Origin of the sequence: Rhodococcus sp. WAY2 (genome assembly GCF_009859915.1) — a bacterium.
Classification (GTDB): Bacteria; Actinomycetota; Actinomycetes; order Mycobacteriales; family Mycobacteriaceae; genus Rhodococcus_F; species Rhodococcus_F oxybenzonivorans.
Genome location: NZ_CP046572.1, coordinates 2,990,943 through 3,014,255, shown reverse-complemented (window position 1 = coordinate 3,014,255; position 23,313 = coordinate 2,990,943). Strand labels below are relative to the sequence as shown.

Genomic DNA, 23,313 nt, shown 5'->3' with positions numbered 1-23,313 from the left:
ACGAGCGCGAACCGAAGCGGAACGCGGACTCACAGAGCCCGGCACGACCGGATATTCGAGGCCAGAATCGCCTTGGCACCGAGTTCGGCGAGCTCGTCCATCACACCGTTGTGCCCCTTGATCGGCACCATCGCCCGCACTGCCACCCAGTTCTCGTCGGCCAGCGGGGACAGTGTCGGGGATTCCAGACCCGGGGTGATCTTCAACGCGTCGTCGAGGATCGTCTTGGGGCAGTCGTAATCGAGCATGAGGTTCTGCTGCGCGAACACGATGCCCCGCACCCGCTCCACCAACTGGTTGCGGGCCGAATTGTCGGCGGGCGAACCCGCGCGTTCGATGAGGACACCCTCGGAGTCGCAGAGGGTGTTCCCGAAGGCCACCAGGTTGTGCTGGCGCAGTGTGCGTCCCGACCCCACCACGTCGGCGATCGCGTCCGCGACACCGAGCTGAATCGAGATTTCGACCGCGCCGTCGAGGCGGATCACCGAGGCCTCGATGCCGCGGGCCGACAGATCGTCGCGGACCAGGTTGGGGTAGGACGTGGCGATCCGCAGCCCCGCGAGGTCCTCCACGGACCAATCCTTCCCGGCAGGGGCGGCGTACCGGAAGGTGGACCGGCCGAAGCCGAGTGAGAGCCGTTCGGAGACAGGGGCGCCCGAATCGCGGGCGAGGTCGCGGCCGGTGATCCCGAGGTCGAGTTCACCCGAACCGACGTAGATCGCGATGTCCTTGGGCCGCAAGAAGAAGAATTCGACCTGATTCGACGGGTCGAGAACGGTCAGATCGCGGGAGTCGGTGCGGCGCCGGTAACCGGCTTCGCTGAGGATTTCGGCGGCGGACTCGGACAGCGAGCCCTTGTTCGGGACTGCAACGCGCAGCATGGGAGGGGTCCTTTCGGAGACGACGCGGAGTGAGGGAAGGCTCGATCGACCGATCACAGATGTCGGTAGACGTCCTCGAGTTTCAGCCCCTTACCCACCATCAGCACCTGAACCCAGTAGAGCAGCTGGGAGATCTCCTCGGAGAGCGCGTCGTCGCTCTCGTGCTCGGCGGCAATCCACACCTCACCGGCCTCTTCGAGGATCTTCTTTCCCTGCGAATGGACGCCGGCGTCCAGGGCGGCAACGGTGCCGGAGCCCTCGGGACGGGTGGCGGCGCGTTCAGTCAGCTCGGCGAACAGGGATTCGAAGGTCTTCACGAGGACCCATTGTTTCACGCCACCGCGGTCCCCTCGGAACCGGTCACCACCCGAGAGTGCGGCGACTCTCGAACTGGCGGACCCCACCCGACACCGGGTCGATGAACTCGATGGCCCGCGCGAGCAACTGCAGGGGCGACGAGAAGTCACCGGGCACCGAGCGGCGGAAGGTCGGGTAGTAGTTGTCGCCCTCGATCGGCAATCCCAGCGACGACATGTGCAACCGCAGCTGGTGCGTGCGACCTGTTCTCGGCAGCAGGCGGTAACGTCCGCGACCATTCCTCGACTCGAGCAGGTCGATCACGGTTTCACTGTTCGGCTCCCCCGGTTCCTCCGTTGCCGTCATCACCCCGTGTTCCTTCACGATACGGCTGCGAACGGTGCGCGGAAAGGTCAACGCCGAAGCGGTACCGGCAAGCGCCTCATACTCTTTCGTCACCTGCCGGGAGACGAACAACTCCTGATACGGTCGACGATCCTCACGCCGGACGAGGAACACGAGCACACCCGCCGTCATCCGGTCGAGCCGGTGCGCCGGCGTCAGTTCGGGGAGGTCGAGGGCCTTACGCAGTCGTACCACCGCAGTCTCGGTGATGTGGGCGCCACGCGGGATGGTCGCGAGAAAGTGCGGTTTGTCGACCACGACGAGCCGGTCGTCGTGGTGGAGGATGTCGATGTCGAACGGCACCGGGATCTCGGGGGCAGGATTACGGTAGAAATACACGAATCGCGTGGGCGAGTACCGTGTTCGGCGATCGACCACCCGCCCGTGTTCGTCGACCACACCACCACTGTCGATCAGCGTGAGCCAGTGCGCACTGTCGTCCGGGTAGGTCCGCAGCAGAAAGTCGGCAACGGTCTTCGTGTCGAGGTCGGCGGGCATCCGGATGCGGTCCGGGCCGAGCCCGTTACGGACGGGCAGAGGGGCGCCGGCCACGTCAGCCGACCCGACTGTCGGCGGTGCAGCCCTCACACACCAACGCAAGGGCACGCCCCTGATTCTCGGGCAGATTCTCGTAACGGGACGTGGGATCCCCGCATACGGTGCAGGTTCCCAGGACGCTCGCCCGCTCGCTGAAGTTCACGGACATCCGCTTGTCGAAGACATACAGCGACCCTTCCCACAGACCGCTGTCACCGAAGGCTTCGCCGTACCGGACGATGCCGCCCTCGAGTTGATATACCTCCCCGAAACCGCGCGAGCGCATCAACGACGACAGCACCTCACAGCGCACCCCGCCCGTGCAATACGTCACCACCGCCTTGTTCTTGAGGTGGTCGTACTTGCCGCTGTCGAGTTCGTGGACGAAGTCCCGGGTCGTCGACACATCGGGGACGACGGCCCCCCGGAATCGGCCGATCTCCGCCTCGAAGGCGTTGCGGCCGTCGAAGAACACGACGTCCTCGCCCCTACCCTCGACCAGTTCGTGCACCTCGTGTGGCGCCAGGTGGGTGCCGCCGCCCACCACCCCGGTCGTGTCGACTTTCAGCTCGTCGGGCGCACCGAAGGACACGATCTCGGGCCGTACCCGGACACTGAGCCGGGGAAAGTCGGCGCCGCGCCCATCGGACCATTTGATGTCGGCGTCGCGGAAGGGTGCGTAACTCCGGGTGCCCTTGACATACTTCTTGACGTCCCGGATGTCGCCGCCCACCGTGGCGTTGATGCCGTGCTCGGAGATCAGGATTCGGCCGGTGAGGCCGTGGGCCTCGGCGAGGGTGTGCTGCCACAGCCGGATCGCGTCCGGGTCGGCGAGCGGTGTGAACACATAGAACAGCACAATCTTCGGCACAGCCACGGGAAACCAGGATACCTAAAGCTGCAGGCCGCTCAGCTGCGCTTGCGGCTGCGACCACAGTGCGCCGAGTTCTACGCCCGTGAGCCCTTCGAGACTGTCCCGGAACACTCTGCCCGGGCCCTGCGGTACGACGACCTCGCAGGGGATGACGAGCACGACGCATCCGGCGGCCTGCGCCGACGCGGCACCGGTGGGAGAGTCCTCGATGGCGAGGCACTGAGCAGCGTCCAGCCCCAACAGTTCAGCACCTCGCAGATACGGGCCGGGGTGCGGCTTGCCGAACGGCACCTCGTCACCACACACCGAATGGTCGAAGTGCTGCCGCCCGAGCGTGTCGAGTGCGCGCTCGGTGAGACGACGCTCGGTGTTGGTCACCAGGGCTGTACTCAGGCCGTGTTCACGCACCGCCTGCAATGCCCGCAGTGCGCCGGGACGCCACGGGATGCCGTCGGCGAACAACTCTTCGACGCGAGTGAACATCCACTCCTTGGCCTCGGCGAGCGAAACCGGGTCCTGCTCGAGGCCGAGAGCGTCGAAGATGACGCCGAGAGCATCGGCACTGGATGCACCGATCGTCTTCAGCCGTGTCTCCTCGGTCATGGGACCGCCGAGGTGCAGCGACAACTCCCGCACCGCGACGTCCCACATCTTCTCCGAATCGAGCAGCGTTCCGTCCATGTCCCACAGAACACCTGCGAGTTCGTTGCCCGCCTCAGACATTGAAGTACTTCGCCTCGGGATGGTGCAGAACGAACGCATCCGTGGACTGTTCCGGATGCAACTGCAACTCCTCGGACAACTTCACACCGATCCGCTCGGGCTCGAGCAGAGCTACCATCTTGGCCCTGTCTTCCAGGTTGGGGCACGCGCCGTAGCCGAACGAGTAGCGGGCACCGCGATACGCCAGGTCGAAGAATCCGGACACGTCCGACGGGTCCTGTTCCGCCACATTGTGTCCGCCGGGCAGCACCAGTTCCTCCCGCACGCGGCGATGCCAGTACTCGGCCAACGATTCCGTCAACTGCACACCGATGCCGTGCACCTCGAGGTAGTCGCGATACGCGTTTGCAGCGAACAGCTCGTTGGCGAAGTCCGCAATGGGCTGCCCCATGGTGACCAACTGCATCGGGAACACATCGACCTGCCCGGTTTCCTTCGCTTCGGTCCGCGAGCGAACGAAGTCGGCGACGCAGAGAAAGCGGTCACGGTGCTGACGCGGGAACGTGAACCGGAAACGCTCGTCCGCATCGGGCTTCGGTTCGGTGAGCACCACCACGTCGTCACCCTCGGACACGGCCGGGAAGTACCCGTACACCACCGCGGCGTGCGCGAGAATTCCTTCCGTGCTCAGGCGATCGAGCCAATACCGCAGCCGTGGGCGACCCTCGGTCTCCACCAGCTCCTCATAGGTAGGACCGTCGCCGGACCGCTGTCCGCGCAGACCCCACTGTCCGAGGAACAGGGCACGCTCGTCGAGAAGTCCCGAATACTCGGACAGCGAGACGCCCTTGACGATCCGGTTACCCCAGAAGGGCGGATTCGGGACGTCGATGTCGGTGGCCACGTCGGACCGCTCGGGCACCTCGATCGGCGTTTCGGCGGCCTTGCGTTTCTCGGCGATCCTTTTCGATCGTTCGTGGCGGGCCTTGCGCTCCGCCGCCTTCTCGCGGGCCGCGATCGCCTCCGGGCTGTCCGGATCGGGTCCACCGCCGCGCTTGACGGCCATGATCTCGTCCATCCGGTGCAGGCCCTCGAAAGCGTCCCGCGCATAACTGACCTCACCCTCGTACACCTCGGCGAGGTCGTTCTCCACATAAGACCGGGTAAGGGCCGCTCCCCCGAGCAGCACAGGGAACTTCTCCGCGACGCCCTTGGCGTTGAGCTCCTGCAGATTGTCCTTCATCACCACGGTCGACTTCACCAGCAGACCGGACATGCCGATCACATCGGCCCGCTGCTCGATCGCGGCATCGAGAATGGTGGCGATCGGCTGCTTGATGCCCAGGTTCACGACGTCGTATCCGTTGTTGCTCAGGATGATGTCGACCAGGTTCTTGCCGATGTCGTGGACGTCGCCCTTCACAGTGGCGATGACGATGCGACCCTTGCCGTCCTCGTCGGTGGCCTCCATGTGTGGTTCGAGGTACGCCACCGCCGCCTTCATCACCTCGGCGGACTGGAGGACGAACGGCAGCTGCATCTGACCGGAGCCGAAGAGTTCGCCGACGGTCTTCATGCCCGAGAGCAGCGTCTCGTTGATGATCTCGAGCGGCGGCTTCTGCGTCATGGCCTCGGTGAGGTCCTCGTCGAGACCGTTGCGCTCCCCGTCCACGATCCGTCGCTCGAGCCGTTCGAACAGCGGCAGAGCAGCAAGTTCCTGGGCGCGCGATTCACGCGCCGACGCCGCCGAGACACCCTCGAAGAGTTGCATCAGCCTCTGCAGTGGGTCGTAACCCTCGCTGCGACGGTCGTAGACCAGGTCGAGGGCCGTTTCCCGCTGCTCGTCGGGGATGCGAGCCATCGGCAAGATCTTGGACGCGTGGACGATCGCCGTGTCGAGACCGGCCTCGGTGCACTCGTGCAGGAATACCGAGTTGAGCACCTGCCGCGCGGCCGGATTGAGACCGAACGAGATGTTCGACACACCGAGGGTGAAGTGCACCTCAGGGTGCCGCTTCTTCAGCTCCCGGATCGCCTCGATGGTCTCGATGCCGTCCCGGCGCACCTCCTCCTGACCGGTGGAGATCGGGAACGTGAGCGCGTCGATGATGATGTCGGACTCGTCGAGACCCCAGTTGGTGGTGATGTCCTCGAGGAGCCGCTCGGCGATCCGGACCTTGTGCTCCGCGGTACGCGCCTGACCCTCCTCGTCGATGGTCAGGGCCACCACGGCGGCGCCATGTTCCTTCACCAGCCGCATGATCTTCTGGAACCGCGAATCCGGCCCGTCGCCGTCCTCGTAGTTCACGGAGTTGACGGCGCACCGACCACCGAGATGTTCGAGGCCCGCCTGCAGCACTGCGGGCTCGGTGGAGTCCAGCATGATCGGCAACGTCGACGCCGTCGCGAACCGGCTCGCCAGAGCGGCCATGTCTGCGGCACCGTCGCGGCCGACGTAGTCCACGTTGAGGTCCAGCATGTGGGCGCCGTCGCGGGTCTGGTCCTTGGCGATGTCGAGGCACTTCTGGTAGTCCTCGGCGATCATCGCCTCACGGAACGCCTTCGATCCGTTGGAGTTCGTGCGCTCGCCGATCATCAGGATGCTCGCATCCTGCTGGAACGGCACTGCGGTGTAGAGCGAGGACGTCCCCGACTCGCGTACCGGATTACGCTCGGCCTTCTCGACCAGGCGCACCGCCTCGGCCACCTGCCGGATGTGCTCCGGGGTGGTGCCGCAGCAACCACCCACCAGCGCGAGCCCGTACTCGCTGACGAACCCGCTGAGCGCCTCCGCCAGCTCCTCCGCCGTGAGCGGGTACTCGGCGCCATTGGCCCCCAGCGTCGGCAGACCGGCGTTGGGCATGACCGACACCGGCAGCGTCGAGTACTTCGACAGGTGCCGAAGGTGCTCGCTCATCTCGGCCGGACCGGTAGCGCAGTTGAGTCCGATCATGTCGATTCCGAGCGGCTCGAGGGCGGTCAGCGCCGCACCGATCTCACTGCCGAGAAGCATCGTTCCGGTGGTCTCCACGGTGACGTGCGTCATGATCGGCAGCCGGGAGCCGAGCTTGTCCATCGCCATGCGACTGCCGAGGATTGCGGCTTTCACCTGCAGAAGGTCCTGGCACGTCTCGACGAGGATCGCATCGGCGCCCCCGTCGATCATTCCCATCGCCGCCTCGGCGTACGCGTCCCGCAGGCTCGCGAACGATGCGTGACCGAGTGTCGGCAGCTTGGTGCCCGGGCCCATCGACCCCAGCACGAACCGGCCCATGCCGTCGCGCCCCGGCCCCATCTCGTCGGCGACCTCACGTGCCAGCCGAGTACCTTTCTCGGCCAGTTCGCGGATCCGGTCCTGGATGTCGTAGTCCGCCAGGTTGGGCAGGTTGCAGCCGAACGTGTTGGTTTCGACGGCGTCGGCCCCGGCCTCGAAGTACGCGCGATGGATGTCTTTCAGCACGTCGGGGCGGGTGTGGTTGAGAATTTCGTTGCAGCCCTCGAGGCCCAGGAAGTCGTCCAAGGTGAGATCTGCGGCCTGCAACATGGTGCCCATGGCGCCGTCGCCGATGACAACGCGCTGGTTCAACGCATCGAGCAGGGCAGAGTGAAATGGCGCAGACATGCCGTCCAGACTAATGGGCGCGGGGGCGGATGCTGGCCGTAGGCTGGGTGGGTGAGTTCCAGTGAGTTCCCTGTCACGCCCGCGGGCCGCGACGACGACGCCTTCGACACCGCGGATGCCGGCGCCGAAGACAACGGCGTTCCCGTGCTGCGTGACCCTGTCATGGTCGCCGCCTTCGAAGGCTGGAACGACGCCGGCGACGCCGCGAGCGGGGCCGTCGAACACCTGGAGTTGACCTGGGACGCCCAGCCGCTGGCCGAGCTGGATTCCGAGGAATACTACGACTACCAGGTCAATCGCCCCACCGTCCGGCAGGTCGACGGCGTCACCCGGGAGATCGTGTGGCCGGCCACCCGCCTGTCCGTGTGCTCTCCACCCGGCAGTGAGCGTGACGTCGTCCTTCTTCGCGGTATCGAACCGAACATGCGCTGGCGCAGCTTCTGCGAGGACCTCCTCGAGCTGATCGACCAACTCGAGATCAGCACCGTCGTCATCCTGGGGGCGCTCCTCGCGGATACGCCGCACACCCGGCCGGTCCCCGTCACCGGCAGCGCGTACAGCAGTGAGGCCGCCGAGCGGTTCAAGCTCGAGCAGACGCGGTACGAGGGGCCTACCGGCATCACCGGGGTGCTGCAGGACGCCTGCGTCCGGGCCGGTGTGCCCGCGGTGTCGTTCTGGGCGGCCGTGCCCCACTACGTGTCGCAGCCACCGAACCCGAAGGCCACCGTGGCTCTGCTCCAACGCGTCGAGGATGTTCTCGACATCGAGGTTCCGCTCGGTGAGCTGCCGAGCCAAGCCGACGACTGGCAGGAAGCCGTCACGGAGATGACCGCCGACGACGAAGAGATCGGCGACTACGTCCGCTCGCTCGAGGAACGCGGAGACGCCGAGACCGACATTTCCGAGGCGATCTCGAAGATCGACGGTGACGCATTGGCGGCCGAGTTCGAGCGGTACCTCCGCCGGCGTGGGCCCGGCAGCTTCGGGCTGTGACGGAGCGCTCCCCGGAGTCGCTTCGTTCTACACTGCAACGCCTCGCCCTCTACGGTGGGGGCTTCCTCGGACCCTTCGGCGGCGGCGTCGTCGTCTCGATCCTCCCCGAGATCGGTGACGACCTGGGCGTGGGCGCCGCAGCCGCCGCCAGTTCCCTGACGGCGTACCTGCTGCCCTTCGCGCTGGTGATGCTCGTGTCGGGAACACTGGGGGCGCGCTGGGGTCGCACTCGGACCGTGCGGGCCGCCTACGCCGTCTACCTGGTGTCGTCGCTCGCGTGCTTCCTCGCCCCCACGCTCCCGTTGTTTCTCGGCGCGCGGGTGTTGCAGGGATGCTCCAACTCGTTCACCACACCCCTGCTGCTGGCTGCGCTCGCCGCCTCGACGCCGAAGAAGCGTCTCGGACGTGCACTCGGGATCTTCGGCGCGTTCCAAGCTGCAGGTCAGTCGAGTGCGCCGCTCGTCGGCGGACTGGCCGCCGAGATCGACTGGCGGCTGTCGTTCCTCGTCATCGCCCTCGTCGCCGCGGTCCTCGGCCTCATCGGAATACCTGACGCTGCCCGCGACGAGCCGGGGGCCGCGCGTCCACGCCTGCGCGACGCGCTGACACTGCCGGTACTGCGAATGGGTGTTGTGGCACTCCTCGGCTGGGGCGCCCTGGGGGGACTCAGCTTTCTGGTGGCGTTCCGTGCCGAGGACGTCTTCGGCCTGAGCCCGACCCAGCGGGGCCTCCTGCTCACCGGCTTCGGAGTGGCCGGAATCCTCACTGCGCGCCTCGTCGGCGGAGTGATCGACAGGATCGGCGCACGGACGGCCGTCGTGATCGGTGCCATTGCCGGTGCCGTGCTCATCGCCGCCGCCGGCACCGTCTCACTCCTCGCCGTCGTCGCCGTGGCCTGGTTCGCGGCCGGAGCCGCGGGCCAGTTCATCCTGGTCGGCGTCAACGCTGCAGTTCTCGGGTCTTCCGGACCGAATCGGGGTGGGGCGGTATCGGTGGTCCAGGCATTGAGGTTCACGGGCAATGCGCTGGCACCCATTACTCTCACTCCCGTCTATGCGATCTCCCCGGCAGCGGGGTTTCTACTTCCTGCCGTGCTGCTCGCGGTGGCGGCTCCCCTTCTCATGCCGCGCGACAGTTCCGTCTGACGCAACTTCCGCGGAGCCTGTGAGATGTTCCTGATTCCCATGTAACTTCCGCGCAGCCGTTACGACACGGCGGGGGCGGAGCCTCGTCCTATGGCCAACACACCGAGTTCGAGCAAGCTGCTGGTCGTCGGCAACGGTATGGCCGGCGCACGCACCGTCGAGGAGATCATCAACCGTGGCGGCCGCGAGCGATTCGAGATCACCATGATCGGCGACGAGCCTTACGGCAACTACAACCGCATCCTGCTTTCGCACGTCTTGTCCGGCGAGGCGGCGGTCGACGACGAGGACCTGATCCTCAACCCGATGGGTTGGTATACCGCGAACGGCGTCACCCTCCACGCCGGCGATCGGGCGGTTGCCCTCGACCGCTTCGCGAAGACCGTCACGTGTGAGAGTGGCCGCGTCGTCGACTACGACGTGTTGATCATCGCGACCGGAAGCAACACGTTCTTCCCCAACATGGACGGTCTCCGGGAAGCCGACGGAAGGCTCGCCCGCGGTGTGTTCGGATTCCGGAACATCGCCGACACCAACGGCATGCTGCAGATGGCGCAGGCCCACGACGACGTGTCCGCCGTCGTCATCGGTGGTGGACTCCTCGGACTCGAGGCTGCCTACGGGCTCCGCACCCAGGGCCTCGAGGTCAACGTGGTGCACTCCCCCGGCCACCTCATGAATCAGCAACTCGACGAGCGCGGCGGCAGCATGCTCCGCTCCGAGATCGAGAAACTCGGTGTCGGGGTCCATACCTCGATGCGGACCACCGCGGTTCTGCGCGACGATGCGGGACGTGTCACGGGTGTCTCGTTCGTCGACGGCAGCACTTTGGACGCCGACATGGTCGTGGTCACCGCCGGTATTCGGCCCAACGTCGAAATGGCGCGGGCGGCCGGGCTGGTGGTCGAGCGGGGCATCGTGGTCGATGACCAGATGCGGTGTGAGGACGAGGGTTCGGTGTATGCCGTCGGCGAGTGCGCACAGCACCGCGGCGAAACGTACGGTCTCGTCGCCCCGGTGTGGGAGCAGTCCGTCATTCTCGCTGAGGTTCTCACCGGCACGAACCCCGAAGCCGCATATGTCGGTTCGCGCACAACCACACAACTGAAGGTCGCGGGCGTCGACGTGGCGGCCATGGGTGTCAAAGGTCCGGAAACCGCCGACGACGAATTTGTCCAGTACTACGAACCCCGCAGCGGCACCTACAAGAGCCTCGTCGTCCGCGACGGAAAGTTGATCGGCGCCACCCTCATGGGCGACATCAGCAAGGCCGGCTACCTCACTCAGGCATTCGACGGGAAGGTCCCGCTGCCCGAAGAACGCATCAGTATGCTCTTCGACCTCGGCACACCCAGCGTCGCGGCCAGTGCCGCGGATCTGCCCGACGACCTGCAGGTGTGTAAGTGCAACGGAGTTAGCAAGGGCGATCTGGTCGCGTGTGTGCACTCCGGGGCCACAACACTGTCCGCAGTGTGCGCGCAGACGCGGGCAGGTAAGGGCTGCGGGTCCTGCAAGGGACTCGTCGCCGACATCGTGGCAGCCGCAGCGGGTGGTGAACTGGAGGTCGACCCGGCCGCCGACTGGTATGTGCCCTGCATCCCGATGTCCAAGCCCGACTTGATCGCTACGATCCGCGAACGCGACCTGCGGGCCGTGTCGCAGGTGTTCGCGGAACTCGCGACCGACGGCAAGGAGGACGCGGCGGCGAAGATGCCGTTGGCTTCACTGCTGCGGACCGTCTGGGGTCCGGACTGGGTGGACGAACGCGGCGCCTTGTTCATCAACGACCGGGTGCACGCGAACATTCAGCGTGACGGCACCTTCTCGGTGGTGCCACAGATGAAAGGCGGCGTCACAACCCCGGATCAGCTCCGCAAGATCGCCGATGTAGCCGACAAATACGGCGTGCCACTCGTGAAAGTGACGGGCGGACAGCGTATCGACCTGCTGGGCATCAAGAAGGAAGACCTCCCCAAAGTGTGGAGTGATCTGGACATGCCCTCCGGTTTCGCCTACGGGAAGAGCATGCGCACGGTGAAAACCTGTGTCGGTACCGACTTCTGCCGGTACGGCCTGGGCGATTCGACGAGTCTCGGCATTGCGATCGAAGAACGCTTCCAAGGCCTGGAAACGCCGGCAAAACTGAAACTGGCTGTGGCCGGCTGCCCGCGCAACTGCTCCGAGGCGCTGTGCAAAGACTTCGGCGTCGTCGCCGTGGGCGACGGCCGCTGGGAAATATATGTCGGCGGCGCAGCGGGCGCCCACGTGCGCAAGGGTGATCTCTTGGCGACCGTCGAATCGCCCGAAGCCGTAGTCGAACTGGGCGGACGGTTCATCCAGTACTACCGCGAGAACGCGAAATGGCTCGAGCGCACCTACGACTTCGTGCCGAGAGTCGGACTCGAGCACCTTCAGGCGGTTTTGGTCCGAGACGAGGAGGGCATCGTGGCAGGGTTGGATCAACGCATGCAGACGGCAGTCGACGGCTACCGAGATCCATGGAAGGAACGCAGCGCACCGAAATCACCGGCACAGTTCGCGCCGTCGCTTCCTCTCCTCCCGCTCCCCCAGGTGCCGGTTCGATGACCGCGACCATCGAGGGTGCATCGGAGATTGCACTCGGCCCGGTCCACGACCTCACGCCCGGCGAGGGCCGCACGTACGTCGTGCAGGGCCGACAGGTCGCCGTATTCCTGCTGTCGGACGGCACCGTTCGGGCCATGGACGCCGTGTGCCCACATAAGGGCGGCCCCCTCGCCGACGGGCAGATCGACGACGCGGTCGTGATGTGCCCGCTGCATCAGTACGCGTTCTCCTTCGACACCGGAGCCTGCACGTCCGAGGGCGTCGAGTCGGTACGCACCTACCCCGCATCGGTGCGGGACGGGATTCTCACCCTGTGTGTCTAGGCACCTGCTCGCGAGAACACCGCCACCAGGAACTGTGACTCGTCGGTGAACGGGCGCAGATCCCACGTCGAGAGTCGCAGATCCACGGCGAGACAAGCAGTCGCGGCATCGGTCAGGAATTGTGAGAAGTCGTACCCGCGGTCGGCACCGAACCCCACAACCACGCGGCCTGCGGGGCCGAGGTGGCGAGCGAAACCCGCCAACACCGCTTCCCGCGTGGACGGCGCGAGGAACGTCATGACGTTCCCGGCGCAGACGATGACATCGAAGTCCGCTTTCACCCCGCGGCCCGGCAGATCCAACTCGGCGAGATCACCGACCAGCCAGGTCGGGCCGGGATAGTCCTCCTCGGCAGCCGCAATCAGCACCGGATCCACATCGACACCGACCACGACGTGCCCAGCCTCGTGCAGATAGCCACCCAGGCGACCCGGCCCGCACCCGGCATCGAGAACCCGGCCCCCACGGCCGAGCATCGCGTCGACCAGCCGAGCCTCCCCGAAGATGTCTTTTCCCTCGGCCGCCATCGTCCGGAACCGCTCCACGTACCACGTGGAATGCCTTGGGTCGGCGGCTGTGAGTTCCTCCCATTGGCTGGGGGTGCGTTCACTCATCGTCGATCTCTCCTCGTTTCGGCCGCATCCCGTACACCGTGCCACCCGAACTCGTCGTGTGAAGCCGAGGCTATCCCAGGTGACCGAATGCCGAATTACGCGGCCTTCCAGCCCGGCACGTACGGCTCGGGTCGGCCTGTGTCGTGGCGGTTGCGAGAGTGGTTCGAGTGGGAGGTGAGGTTTTGGGGTGCGCTGGCCGGTCGGTTGGGGGCCGACAGCACTACTGGATTGTTCGGTAAATGTTAGTATTCCGTCCGGGACAGATTTAGCTTCACCTGTGCGCCTTTCTGGTAACTGGAACAACCAGAAAGGCGCACAGACGCTCCCCCACCGGCGGGCGCCGAGGCACGCCGGTAAAGCGCGTTCCCCCGCGGACGAATTCACCGGGCCAAGCCCCTCCCCGATGGAGCTCGACGCTCCCCTTGGGAAGCCCGGTCATCGAGATCCGCCGCACATATCGGCGACTCCCCCGTGGCTGTTGGATAGTCGTCGAGGTGGCACGGTGAGGTTCTTGCGAAAACCGACCCCTCAGCTGCACCGGAAACGCGGACCCGATTCGGACTTTCCGGGCGTTCCGTCTGTGACAGATGTTACTGTTGTGGCGTGCCGGGTCAGGAGAACACTGAATTCGCGGGTCGCGAGCAAAAAGTGCCATTTCCCAAGCCGGAGCGCGACATCGACCTCTACCGCCGGTCGATCGCGACGCTCCAGGCGGCGCTCCCCCACGGCTGGACGTTGACGTCCGGTAAGTCCCGCTCGCTCCCCGACGCCCCGGAACGCCTCCTCGTGGGTGCGCCGAACGGCGAGGTAGCCTCCTTCTCGGTCATCCCCGCTCGCGGTGTGCTGGCTGGGGACGCGGCCAGATTTGCAGACAGCCTTTCCGATTCTGATCGCGGATTCGTTTGCGCGCGTTATCTTTCCGATCCGGTTCGGCGTCAACTCGATGCGCGGGGCCTCTCCTATGCGGATGCCACAGGAAATACCTCGCTGTCTGCCGACCGGCCGGCAATCTGGGTACGTGATCGTGGTGCCGACGCCGACCCCTGGCGCGGTCCCGGCCGGCCCGCGGCCCAGTTGACCGGTGACCCGGCCGCCCGGGTGGTGCGGGCGCTCGCCGACCACTCCGGTCAACTCACCGTCCCTCAACTCGTCCGGCTCTCCGGGGCCTCGACTGGAGCCACCTATCGAGTCGTCGAAACGCTCGAAGAACGCGATCTACTGGAGCGACTCCCCCGCGGACCCGTGACGAGGGTGCGGTGGCAGCACATGTTGCGTGCCTGGAGCAGCGACGCCAGTTTCAAGGACTCCCCCACTGTCGGTTACTTCGCCCCCGAAGGCGTCGCCTCCGTCCTCGCCGGTCTCGCAAAGCACGCAGATCAGCTGTATGCAGTTACGGGCTCGGTCGCTGCGGCAGCATTCGTCGACTACGCACCGGCGCACCAGGTGCAGATCTATGCCGATCACGGCGAGGCCCTCGCCAAGGCCCTCCACTTGCGCCCCGTCGACGAAGGCGCCAACGTCCTCATCGCCACTCCCCGGTCAGCTGCCGTGTTCGAGCGCACGCTGTTCCGCGAGAACGTTCGCTTGGTGGCCCCGACGCAGGCCTTCGCCGACTTGCTTGCCGGAACCGGGCGTCATCCCCAAGAGGCTGAGCATCTCCTCAGCTGGCTCGCCGACCACGAGAGCGAATGGCGAACCCCACTCGCCCCACACACTCCTTTGTGACTGCGACCGCCCAAATAATTGAGGAAAGTGGTCGATACGAGCGACACGCCGCCGCCACGCCGCGCGTGATGGCGGGCACAGGCCCCTCCGAGTAGCAGGATGTACATCTTGTGGCCGCGACGAGCGCGTCGGAACGGCCAGGCGGAATTCACAATCCGTTCGCACACGAATAGGGGTACTTGCATGTCCATGGGAGTCGGGCTCAGGATCGGCAGTGTCGTGTCCACAGCGGTGGTCGCGTCGAACGACCCGGGGTCACCGGATCCTGTCGTGATCGTCAGGGACACCGTCCTGCACATGTGCCCAGACGGCACCGCGATCCTCGGTGGTTCGGCACCACAGACCCTCGGTCGGACGCACACCGTGTCGGGATTCCTTCCTCGGGTCGGTGACCCTGCCGGCGTCGCGCTGGGTGACGGCACCCGTTACCGGGCCGAAGACTTGGTCGCGGGCGCCATGCGCTGCCTGCTCCGGGAGTGTGAACCACTGCCCGACCACGGTGGGCGAACCGGCGGCGCTCCCGACATCATGGCGTCGTACCCCACTCGGTGGGACTCGACTGCAGTTGCCGCCCTCCGCGACGCCCTGGACTACGCCGACATGTCGTACCTGTCCTTGGTATCGGACGCCGAAGCCGCGGCCGCCTGGTTCGAATCCGAAATTGCCGAACGTCCCGGACAATTGGTCGGTATTTATCATGTCGACGACACTGGTGCGACGGTTGCGTTGATCCGTTCAGGAGTCGAGGCGGGAAAGGCCTTCCGCTTCGCGTCGGGGGGAACTCCCTCCGCCCAGATCGCCACCGCACTCGGTGCGTTCGGGTGGCTTCCGAGCAACCTCGACGCGGTCGTGGTCACCGGTGACGGGCTGATTGCGCGGGATGCAGCAGCGATTCGAGGCTTCGCGACCACGGTGAGCGAGAAGTTCGACGTGCGGTGTGTGGTCGGCCCCGGCCCCGAACAGACAGCTGCCCTCGGCGCTGCTATTCGCGCGGCGGGCTTCAATCCGACGACGCACCGGGTCACCCCGATCGGCCTCCCGCCCTCTTACGACGTCACCGAGGTGATCGACGCCGTTGTCGGCGAGCCTTTGCCCGCAGCGGCCGAGACGCCGAGAGGATCCGCGGCGCGCACAACAGACCCCGCATCTGCCGCGGCAGTGGGTGCCTCCCCTGCGCGTGCCACGGGTGCAACGGCGGTCGCGACACCGCCGGAACCGCGCGCCGTCGCGCAGGACGCGCCCATTGCCGGCTCCGACACCCGCAGTTCCTGGTTGGTCGCAGCGGTAGTCGGCTTGGCGCTCGTGCTGGTCGCCATCGTCTTCGTCCTGTTCGTCCTGTGACAGCCGACCTGCTCTCCGCCTAGAGGTCTTACGGACTGGGTGTGTTCGGTCGGGACTTGCGCTGGTGGCGGCGACGGCTGTTGTCGCCTACCCGCGCGGGATCGCCAGTTCGCGAAATTCCGCGTTTCCGTCCCGGCCCGATTCATCATCGAAAGATGACGGCGCAGGTGGCCACGGCGTTCGGCCGCGGGGTACCCGACCGCATAACCTGTTCCGGTGAGCGAATCAGGCAACTCCCGTGAGTGGTCGCGTCCCGAGGGGCCACTCCCCGATCTCCTCGTACGCGACGATCGGTTGAAGCTGTTCTCCTTCGCCACCGCCGAGAAACGCGTCGAGTATCTGTGGGTGCTCCGGGCATTCGACCATGCCCGCGCCAATTACGTCGTGCTCCTGCATGCCGCAGAGGTGGCCACCATCCTCGGCCGCATCGCCGCCGACGACGCGTCCGGGCAGCTCTCCCCTGCCGAGGTCACTCCCCTGCTCGAGCAACTCCACGTATGGGAGGTTCTCGAACGCAGCTACGACGGAACGCGGGCCGCCAGCCTCGCCGAGTACCGAAATCGGCACTTCGTCTACCAATTCAGCCAGGCCGGTTACCAAGTGTTCCGGGCCGTCGAGGACGTCCTCGCCGCCCGCCTCGACGACGCCTCACTCTCCCGGCTCGCTCTACCCGAACTGCTGGCGGACATGAAGGAACTCGCTGCCGCCAACAAGGCCGCCGACAACGACGTGATTTTCCGGAAACTCAGTCGCCTCGACACCACGCTGTCCGACATGGCCACCCGTGCCGCTCACTTCTATCTCACACTCGGCGATCTGGTGCGCACCACCGAAATCACGCCCGAAACATTCCTGTCCCACAAAGATGCGCTCCTCACCCACATGCGCGAGTTCAGTTCCGACTTGTCCCGCTACGCACCGAAACTGGCCGAAGCGATCAGAGAGGTCGAGGACACCGGGATCGACGACCTCCTCCGGAGGGCCGCGATGAGCGACGAGCGGGTATTCCTGCCGCCCGCCGAGCGGGAAGCCGACTGGCGAGCACGATGGAACGGCCTCACACACTGGTTTCTGCCACCGGAGTCCGGGCCGAGTGAGTCGGAACGACTCCGCGAAGGGACCATGAGCGCTATCGCCGCCGTGCTGTCGCTGCTACGCCGGGTCACCGAGACGCGGCGGGGAGGCGTCAGCCGGGAAAGCCAGCTGCGGCACCTCGCCGCTTGGTTCGCTGCCACTCCCTCCGAGGAAGCGGCGCACGCGCTGTTCCGCTCCGTGTTCGACCTCGGCCGCCCCCGCCATCTGTCCATGGTGCATCCGGACGCCGATATCATTCCCGACTCGCGGTCGTGGTGCGAGGCACCGCCCGTCGAGATCTCCCGCACGCTCGCCGAGACGGGACGTGCGCCCTCCCCCGGCGCCCCCGCCCGTGTCCAGCGGAACGACGCCGGCATCAGACGGTTACGAGAAGAGCAGCTGGCCGGTCAGCGGGCCCGAGCCTCGGCGGCGAAATCGCTCGCGTCGGGAGGAGTGCACGAACGGGTGCTCGACAACGCGGAAACCGATGTTCTTCTCAGCCTGCTCGACGCTGCGTTGACGGCTCGTGTCCCCGTGAGCGGGAGAGTCGGCGGCGCGTCCGGATCCGGTAACGGGGTGAAACTCACGCTGACTCCCCATTCGGAATCGACGGTGGTACACACGGCCCGCGGCCGGCTCCACCTCGACGGACTGCGGGTGACGGTCCAGTGAGGGCACGGGAGATACCTCCGCTCGCACTCGACTCCTACCAGCGGGCGGCCCGCATCATTCTGTCCAATCATCTGGTGACACAGACCTACCCGGATCGGATCGCGCTTCCGCTGCTCCGCCGGTGGGCCACCGAGTTACGCGATGACCTGCTCGATCTGTTCGGATATCGACTCGAAGTCACCGAAACGACCGCGCGGTTGTTCACCATTGCCGATCGACTCGACGCCGGGGCCCCGGCCAAGACCGCGACGGATCGAACGTTCGACCGGTACCGCTATGCATACCTTGCACTGGCACTGGCCGCGCTGGGGCGGGCGGGCAATCAGATCACCCTGTCCGAACTTGCAGACCACGTGGCCGCCTCCGCGGCGCAGGTCGAGGGCATCGAACTCGCCACCGAGCGGGCCGCCGACCGGGACGCCTTCGTCGACGCGGTCGGCTGGCTCGCGACCCGGGGCGCGATAGCGCTGGCCGACGGTGACGCGGGTAGCTGGGCAGCCAATCCCGATGCGGGTGAGGCGCTGTACGACATCGACCGCTCGGTGGTCATCGCCTTGTTCCGGCCGTCCCGCGCTCTCCAGCATCTCCGGTCGGTCCGTGAACTTCTTTCCGGGCGCGGCGGCGACTCCGATCCCGCGGCGTTCGACCGCGCCGTCGACACCAAGGAAGTAGCTCGGCGCGTCCGACGCGCCCTCATCGAGCGTCCCGTCGTCTACGCGGCCGAACTCGAGGAGGACGAACAATTGCAGCTCGCCCTCCCTCGAACGGCAGCCGACGTCGAACTTCTCACCGGACTGGTCGCCGAAAGGCGGCGTGAGGGCGTCGCCATGATCGACTCCTCGGGACGTCTGTCCGACATCCGGTTTCCGGGCACCGGCACCGTCGCGCAGGTCGCGTTGTTGTTGGCGGGCGAACTCGCGGATCACCTGCTCGATCCCGACGGGGCCGAACCAGTGCAGCTGCCGGTGCCCGACCGACAGGCGACAGCTCTGATCGAGCAGTTGGACGGTGCCGTTCCCCTGTCCGGAATTTTCGACAGCCTGGCCACAGATGCCCCCGACAACGCGGCGCCGCTACCGGCCGCCGAACCGGTTGCGTATCCGTTCGTCGAGGACAGCCGGATTCGACTGACCATGGCGTCGCTGGTCGATCGATTCGGCAAGACGTTCGCTGCCGGGTGGCAGGCAGATCCCGAGGGTTTGGGACGTGCCGCAGTCGCACTGCTCGACCGCCTCAGCCTGGTCGCCGCCGTTCCCGGCGGGATTCTCGTACTACCGGCGCTGGCGCGGTATCGCGGAGTCGTGGTCAACATTCGCGACCGCACCCCCGAAATCGATCTGTTCCCCCATTCCTCGAACGACAGCAAGGACACCTTCGCATGACCAGCGCGCGCTTCCGGCCCACCCGTGCCGGAATCATCAACCTCTGGGACTACCGCGACCAGGAGTTCTCCTTCGCCGACGGACGATTGGTGTTGCGGGGACCCAACGGGTCGGGCAAGACCAAGGCGCTCGAAGTCCTGTTCCCGTTCGTCCTCGACGGCCGCATCGAACCGCGGCGCCTCAATCCATTTGCGGGTGAGGAGCGGACGATGAAGTCGAACCTTCTCTACCGTGGCCAGGACAGCGCGTATTCGTACGTGTGGATGGAGTTCTGTCGAGGGCCGAAGGATGATCCCGAGGCCGTGACGGTCGGTGTCGGCATGCGCGCGACGAGGTCCAACGACAAGGTCACCCGGTGGTATTTCGTCGCCGACGGTCGCGTCGGCGTCGACTTCTCCCTGCTCGGCGCAGACGATCGCCCGCTGACGAAGAAGCAGTTGGGCGAGCAGATCGGAACCGATTGTCTGACCGATCGGCCGGTGGACTATCGCGCTGCGATCGATGCACGCATGTTCGGCCTCGGCGCCGAGCGATACGACCAGTTGATCAACCTGATCCTCACCCTCCGGCGTCCACAGCTTGCCAAGAACCTCGATCCCAAGGGGTTGTCCCAGGCCTTGACCGACGGGCTGCGACCCCTCGACGAGCAACTGGTCCTCGAGGCTGCGCGCTCGTTCAGCGACATGGAAGAAGTCGGACGTGCCCTCGAAGGCCTCGCCGCGGCGGACGGGGCAACCCAACGGTTCATCGGTGTGTACACCAAATACCTGCGCCAGCAGGCGCGTTCGGATGTCGACCAGCTGGCCGGGCGACTCGACGCCGTCGAGAACGGGATTACCGCACTACGGGAGACTGCGGCCGAGCAGACCCGCAGCCGGGAAGCACGCGAAGCGGCCGAACAGGGCTTCATCGACGCCGAGCGGGCACTGGATCAGGCGACCGAAAACCTCGACGCCCTCAAGCGTTCCACCGCCTACGAGGGACGCACACAACTCGACGATCTCGCCCAAGCCGTGGCCACTCTCGAGAAGGCCACCGAGCAACAGGTCGACAAGGCGGCCAAAGCGCGGGCCACGCTGTCGCAGCGCACCGAGGAAGCCGAACGGGCAGACGCCGCTGTCGCGAAACTGGTGGAGGCGCTCGCGCGCGCCGAGGACGAACTGCACGTCGCTGCCGAGGACGCCGGCATCACGTGGACCCCACTGCCCGCCGGTGCCCGCTCCGACCAGCTGACTGCTGCGCTGCACGGGCACGCCGCGGAGCGGGACGGCGACGTGCGGGCCGTGCGGGCCGCGTTGAGCACGGTCGAGAAAGCCGCCACCGAACGAACCCGCGCCGACGCCGCAGCGCGTCGCAGTCGCGAGCAACTCGAGCAGGCCAGGGCCGCGGTCCTCGAAGCCGAAGCGGCTGTCGAGCTCGCACGCAGCGAAACCGCTGTCGCCCTGCGGTCCTGGTGGGTCGAACATGCGCCGCTCTACACGTCCCTCGGAGTGCCCGCATCGCTGTTCGACGCACTCGACGCTGCGCTGCACCGAGTCGGCGACGACGACGCACCCACCTTGGCCGAAGTGCTCACCGCACATACCGCCGACGGCGTCGAGTCGCTCCAATTCCGTCGTCGGCGCGCGGAATCGGACATTGCGACCCTGACCGAACGGATCAGCGACCTGCGGGCCAACCGTGCGGAGGTTGCCGCCGAGCACGACGACGCCCCGGCGCCCTTCGCGGCCCGAACGGGGTCGCGGAAGGACTTGCCCGGCGCACCACTGTGGCGTCTGGTCCGCTTCCGCGACAACGTGGAGGCCGCAGTCGCGACCGGCGTCGAGTCCGCGCTACAGGCCGCCAACCTCCTCGACGGGTGGATCTTCGGCGGCGACGGACCGCTGCCGGATACCGAGTCCGAGCAATTTCTGCTGCCACTACCGACGGGCGATCGCCCAAACGGTCCCACCCTGGCCGACGTCCTCGAGGTCGAGCCCGACACCGGCGTCCCCGCCGATCGCGTGCAGGCCGTCCTCGAGTCCATCGCCTGGGTGCCCGACAGCACCTCGGTGTCCGGCACAACGGTCGCCGTCGATGGTGCGGGCGGGTATCGACAAGGCGTACAACAGGGTTCGCATGCCAAGGGCGACGCGGAGTATATCGGCGCGACGGCACGTGCGCGCAGGCGTGCGGCCCGCATCGCCGAACTCGATCGGACCATCGACGAGTCCGAGGCAGCGCTGACCGACGCCCGCACCGCCGAGGCGGAGGCCGTCGCGCTGTCCGCGCAGGTCGCCACGACCAGCCGGTCACTGCCCCGCACCGCATCGGTTCTCCGCGCACTCAAATCGGTGACCGAGAATGCGGGGATGCTCCGCTCACGCACCGAGGCGTCTGCGGCGGCGGATCGTGATCTCGATCAGGCCATCGCCGACCTGTCGGGCAAAGAGAAGCAGCTGCGCACCGCGGCCGTCACCCACCGAACTCCACACGTGGCACGCGAGATCGACTCACTGGCCGCAGCCATCCGGCACTTCGAGAAGCAGGGCGAGCTGGTATTGCGCTGTCGGCGTGAGCATCTCAAGGAACTCGAGCACACCCGGGAAACGCACGAGCGGCTCGCGGAAGCACGCGGCAACGCGGAGGAGTTCGCCGAGGAGGCGGCCATCGCCGAAGAGAGTCTCGCAACACAGGTCCAACGGCTGGACACCCTTCGCGAGAGCCTCGGCGCCAGCGCCGAACACATCGATGCTCAACTCGAGGAAGCGCATGCCCGGATCGAGGCGTGCAAGCAGCGGCAGCGGGAGGCCCGCAAAGCGGACAAGGATGCGGGAGAGGCGATCGGCAAAGCGGAGGGCGCCTACGCGGCGGCAGTCGCCACCCTGCGCATCGCGCTCACCGAAACCCACAACGATGCGGCGCGCCTGGCCCCGTACGCACGACGCGACCTCCTCGAACTACTCGGCGTCGACACCGACCACGTATGGCCGGCGAGTCCTGCGGCCTGGATGAACGCGGATCAGCTCGTCTACCGAATTCAGAACGCGGACAGCACAGCACAGGTCTTGCCCGCCGAGGTGCTCGCCCTGTACAGCGCGCTGGACTCGGCCACCGACGCGGTGCGAGTAAGCGAGGCGGCACGCAAGTCCACCCGCACCGCGCTCACCACAGCCCTGCAGGACTTCGACGCCGGCCTCGCATCCGCGGGTCAGGACTACCGCGTGCAATGGGATGCACCCGACGGGCTCACCGTGGTACAGGTGCAAGACGATCAGGGTTACTCGTCGGTGGGTGCGTTCGCGTCCCGCATCGCCGCTGCCCGGGCTGATCAGGAACTGCTCCTCACCGACTCGGAACGGCGCATACTCGAGGACGCCCTGCTCACCGGACTCGCTCAGCAGATCCACGAACGCACCGTCGACGCCCGCGACCTGATCGCGCGAATGGGTTCGGAGATGCGGGAGCGGCGGATGTCTTCCGGTAACACGATCGGCGTGCACTGGGTTCTCGCGGACAACCTCGACGACAACGCCCGCGCCATCTCGAAGCTGCTCGATCGCGACGCGTCCGCGCTGAGTCCGGACGATCTCGCTGCCATGCGTGCACATTTCGCAGCCCAGATTCGCATCGCCCGGGCCGCGCACCCCGAACGCTCGTACCCCGAGATCCTCGCCTCCGCACTCGACTACCGCAGATGGCGGGTGTTCTCCTTCACCCTCGTCGGCGGAGACGGCAGCGAAGACCGCCTCACCGTCGCCCGCCACAGTGCACTGTCCGGCGGTGAACAGTCGGTGTCGCTCCACCTGCCACTGTTCGCGGCCGCCCACGTGATGCTCGACTCCGCTGATCCACACGCACCGCGACTTCTCGCCCTGGACGAGGCCTTCGCCGGCGTCGACGACAACGGTCGGGGTGAACTCCTCGGTTTGAGCGTCCAATTCGACCTCGACCTGTTCATGACCGGGTACGACCTCTGGATCACCTACGCCGGGGTCCCGGGGTGTGCACACTACGACCTCGCGCACTCGACGGCGGAACACAGCGTCAGCGCCGCACTGCTGGTATGGGCAGACGGCGAACTGCTCGCCGAACACGACGGCACCGATCTGGCGCGGGCACTCGGATCACCCCTGCGTCGACGAGTGCCCTCCCCCGTCGAGGGCGGGCTCGAATTCGCCGAGGTGTGACTACCGGGAG

16 protein-coding genes are annotated in these 23,313 nt (G+C 66.6%); 9 read left to right on the top strand and 7 right to left on the bottom strand.

Annotated features, from left to right (window positions below; all coding sequences use genetic code 11):
* Window positions 1–29 precede the first annotated feature (29 nt).
* The 6 genes from hisG to metH are packed head-to-tail and all read right to left on the bottom strand — an operon-like array spanning window position 30 to window position 7,279.
* Window positions 30–881, bottom strand: a complete 852-nt coding sequence (gene hisG, locus GFS60_RS13990; protein WP_159922015.1) for an ATP phosphoribosyltransferase — start codon at window positions 879–881, stop codon at window positions 30–32.
* 53 nt (window positions 882–934) lie between these two features.
* On the bottom strand, window positions 935–1,216 hold the full coding sequence (locus GFS60_RS13985) for a phosphoribosyl-ATP diphosphatase (RefSeq protein ID WP_201453570.1): 282 nt from the start codon (window positions 1,214–1,216) through the stop codon (window positions 935–937).
* Between the two features lie 25 nt (window positions 1,217–1,241).
* Complete coding sequence (locus GFS60_RS13980; RefSeq protein ID WP_159927164.1) at window positions 1,242–2,135, bottom strand: pseudouridine synthase; 894 nt, start codon at window positions 2,133–2,135, stop codon at window positions 1,242–1,244.
* Window position 2,136: 1 nt separating this feature from the next.
* A complete protein-coding gene (trhO, locus tag GFS60_RS13975; RefSeq protein ID WP_159922013.1) occupies window positions 2,137–2,997 on the bottom strand; it encodes an oxygen-dependent tRNA uridine(34) hydroxylase TrhO in 861 nt (286 codons plus the stop codon).
* 15 nt (window positions 2,998–3,012) lie between these two features.
* Window positions 3,013–3,717: an HAD family hydrolase gene (locus GFS60_RS13970; RefSeq protein WP_159922011.1), complete on the bottom strand. Its 705-nt coding sequence runs from the start codon at window positions 3,715–3,717 to the stop codon at window positions 3,013–3,015.
* The gene (metH, locus tag GFS60_RS13965) at window positions 3,710–7,279 is read right to left on the bottom strand and encodes a methionine synthase (protein ID WP_159922009.1); all 3,570 of its coding nucleotides are present in this window, start codon (window positions 7,277–7,279) and stop codon (window positions 3,710–3,712) included. Before metH ends, GFS60_RS13970 begins: the two co-directional genes overlap by 8 nt.
* A 51-nt stretch (window positions 7,280–7,330) precedes the next feature.
* Between metH and GFS60_RS13960 the strand changes: the two genes are divergently transcribed.
* The 4 genes from GFS60_RS13960 to GFS60_RS13945 all read left to right on the top strand — a co-directional run bounded on the left by GFS60_RS13960 (window position 7,331) and on the right by GFS60_RS13945 (window position 12,326).
* The gene (locus tag GFS60_RS13960) at window positions 7,331–8,272 is read left to right on the top strand and encodes a PAC2 family protein (protein ID WP_159922007.1); all 942 of its coding nucleotides are present in this window, start codon (window positions 7,331–7,333) and stop codon (window positions 8,270–8,272) included.
* Window positions 8,269–9,417 carry an MFS transporter gene (locus GFS60_RS13955; RefSeq protein ID WP_159922005.1) on the top strand — a complete coding sequence of 383 codons (1,149 nt, stop codon included), beginning with the start codon at window positions 8,269–8,271 and terminating at the stop codon, window positions 9,415–9,417. The genes GFS60_RS13960 and GFS60_RS13955 overlap by 4 nt, the downstream gene beginning before the upstream one ends.
* Before the next feature lie 90 nt (window positions 9,418–9,507).
* Window positions 9,508–12,003, top strand: a complete 2,496-nt coding sequence (nirB, locus tag GFS60_RS13950; RefSeq protein WP_159922003.1) for a nitrite reductase large subunit NirB — start codon at window positions 9,508–9,510, stop codon at window positions 12,001–12,003.
* On the top strand, window positions 12,000–12,326 hold the full coding sequence (locus GFS60_RS13945; RefSeq protein WP_159922001.1) for a Rieske (2Fe-2S) protein: 327 nt from the start codon (window positions 12,000–12,002) through the stop codon (window positions 12,324–12,326). The genes nirB and GFS60_RS13945 overlap by 4 nt, the downstream gene beginning before the upstream one ends.
* Here GFS60_RS13945 and GFS60_RS13940 read toward each other — a convergent pair.
* The gene (locus GFS60_RS13940) at window positions 12,323–12,940 is read right to left on the bottom strand and encodes a class I SAM-dependent methyltransferase (RefSeq protein ID WP_159921999.1); all 618 of its coding nucleotides are present in this window, start codon (window positions 12,938–12,940) and stop codon (window positions 12,323–12,325) included. The genes GFS60_RS13945 and GFS60_RS13940 overlap by 4 nt on opposite strands.
* A 603-nt stretch (window positions 12,941–13,543) precedes the next feature.
* Here GFS60_RS13940 and GFS60_RS13935 point away from each other — a divergent pair.
* From GFS60_RS13935 to GFS60_RS13915, 5 genes are all read left to right on the top strand, one after another.
* Window positions 13,544–14,665: a helix-turn-helix domain-containing protein gene (locus GFS60_RS13935; protein WP_159921997.1), complete on the top strand. Its 1,122-nt coding sequence runs from the start codon at window positions 13,544–13,546 to the stop codon at window positions 14,663–14,665.
* Between the two features lie 183 nt (window positions 14,666–14,848).
* A complete protein-coding gene (locus tag GFS60_RS13930) occupies window positions 14,849–16,006 on the top strand; it encodes a hypothetical protein (RefSeq protein WP_159921995.1) in 1,158 nt (385 codons plus the stop codon).
* A gap of 294 nt (window positions 16,007–16,300) precedes the next feature.
* Window positions 16,301–17,752: a TIGR02677 family protein gene (locus GFS60_RS13925; RefSeq protein WP_159927162.1), complete on the top strand. Its 1,452-nt coding sequence runs from the start codon at window positions 16,301–16,303 to the stop codon at window positions 17,750–17,752.
* Entirely contained in the window at window positions 17,749–19,134 is a 1,386-nt protein-coding gene (locus tag GFS60_RS13920) for a DUF2398 family protein (RefSeq protein ID WP_159921993.1), read from the top strand. The genes GFS60_RS13925 and GFS60_RS13920 overlap by 4 nt, the downstream gene beginning before the upstream one ends.
* Window positions 19,131–23,303 (top strand): TIGR02680 family protein, encoded by a 4,173-nt coding sequence (locus tag GFS60_RS13915; RefSeq protein ID WP_159921991.1) that lies wholly within the window; start codon window positions 19,131–19,133, stop codon window positions 23,301–23,303. Before GFS60_RS13920 ends, GFS60_RS13915 begins: the two co-directional genes overlap by 4 nt.
* Window positions 23,304–23,313: the final 10 nt, after the last annotated feature.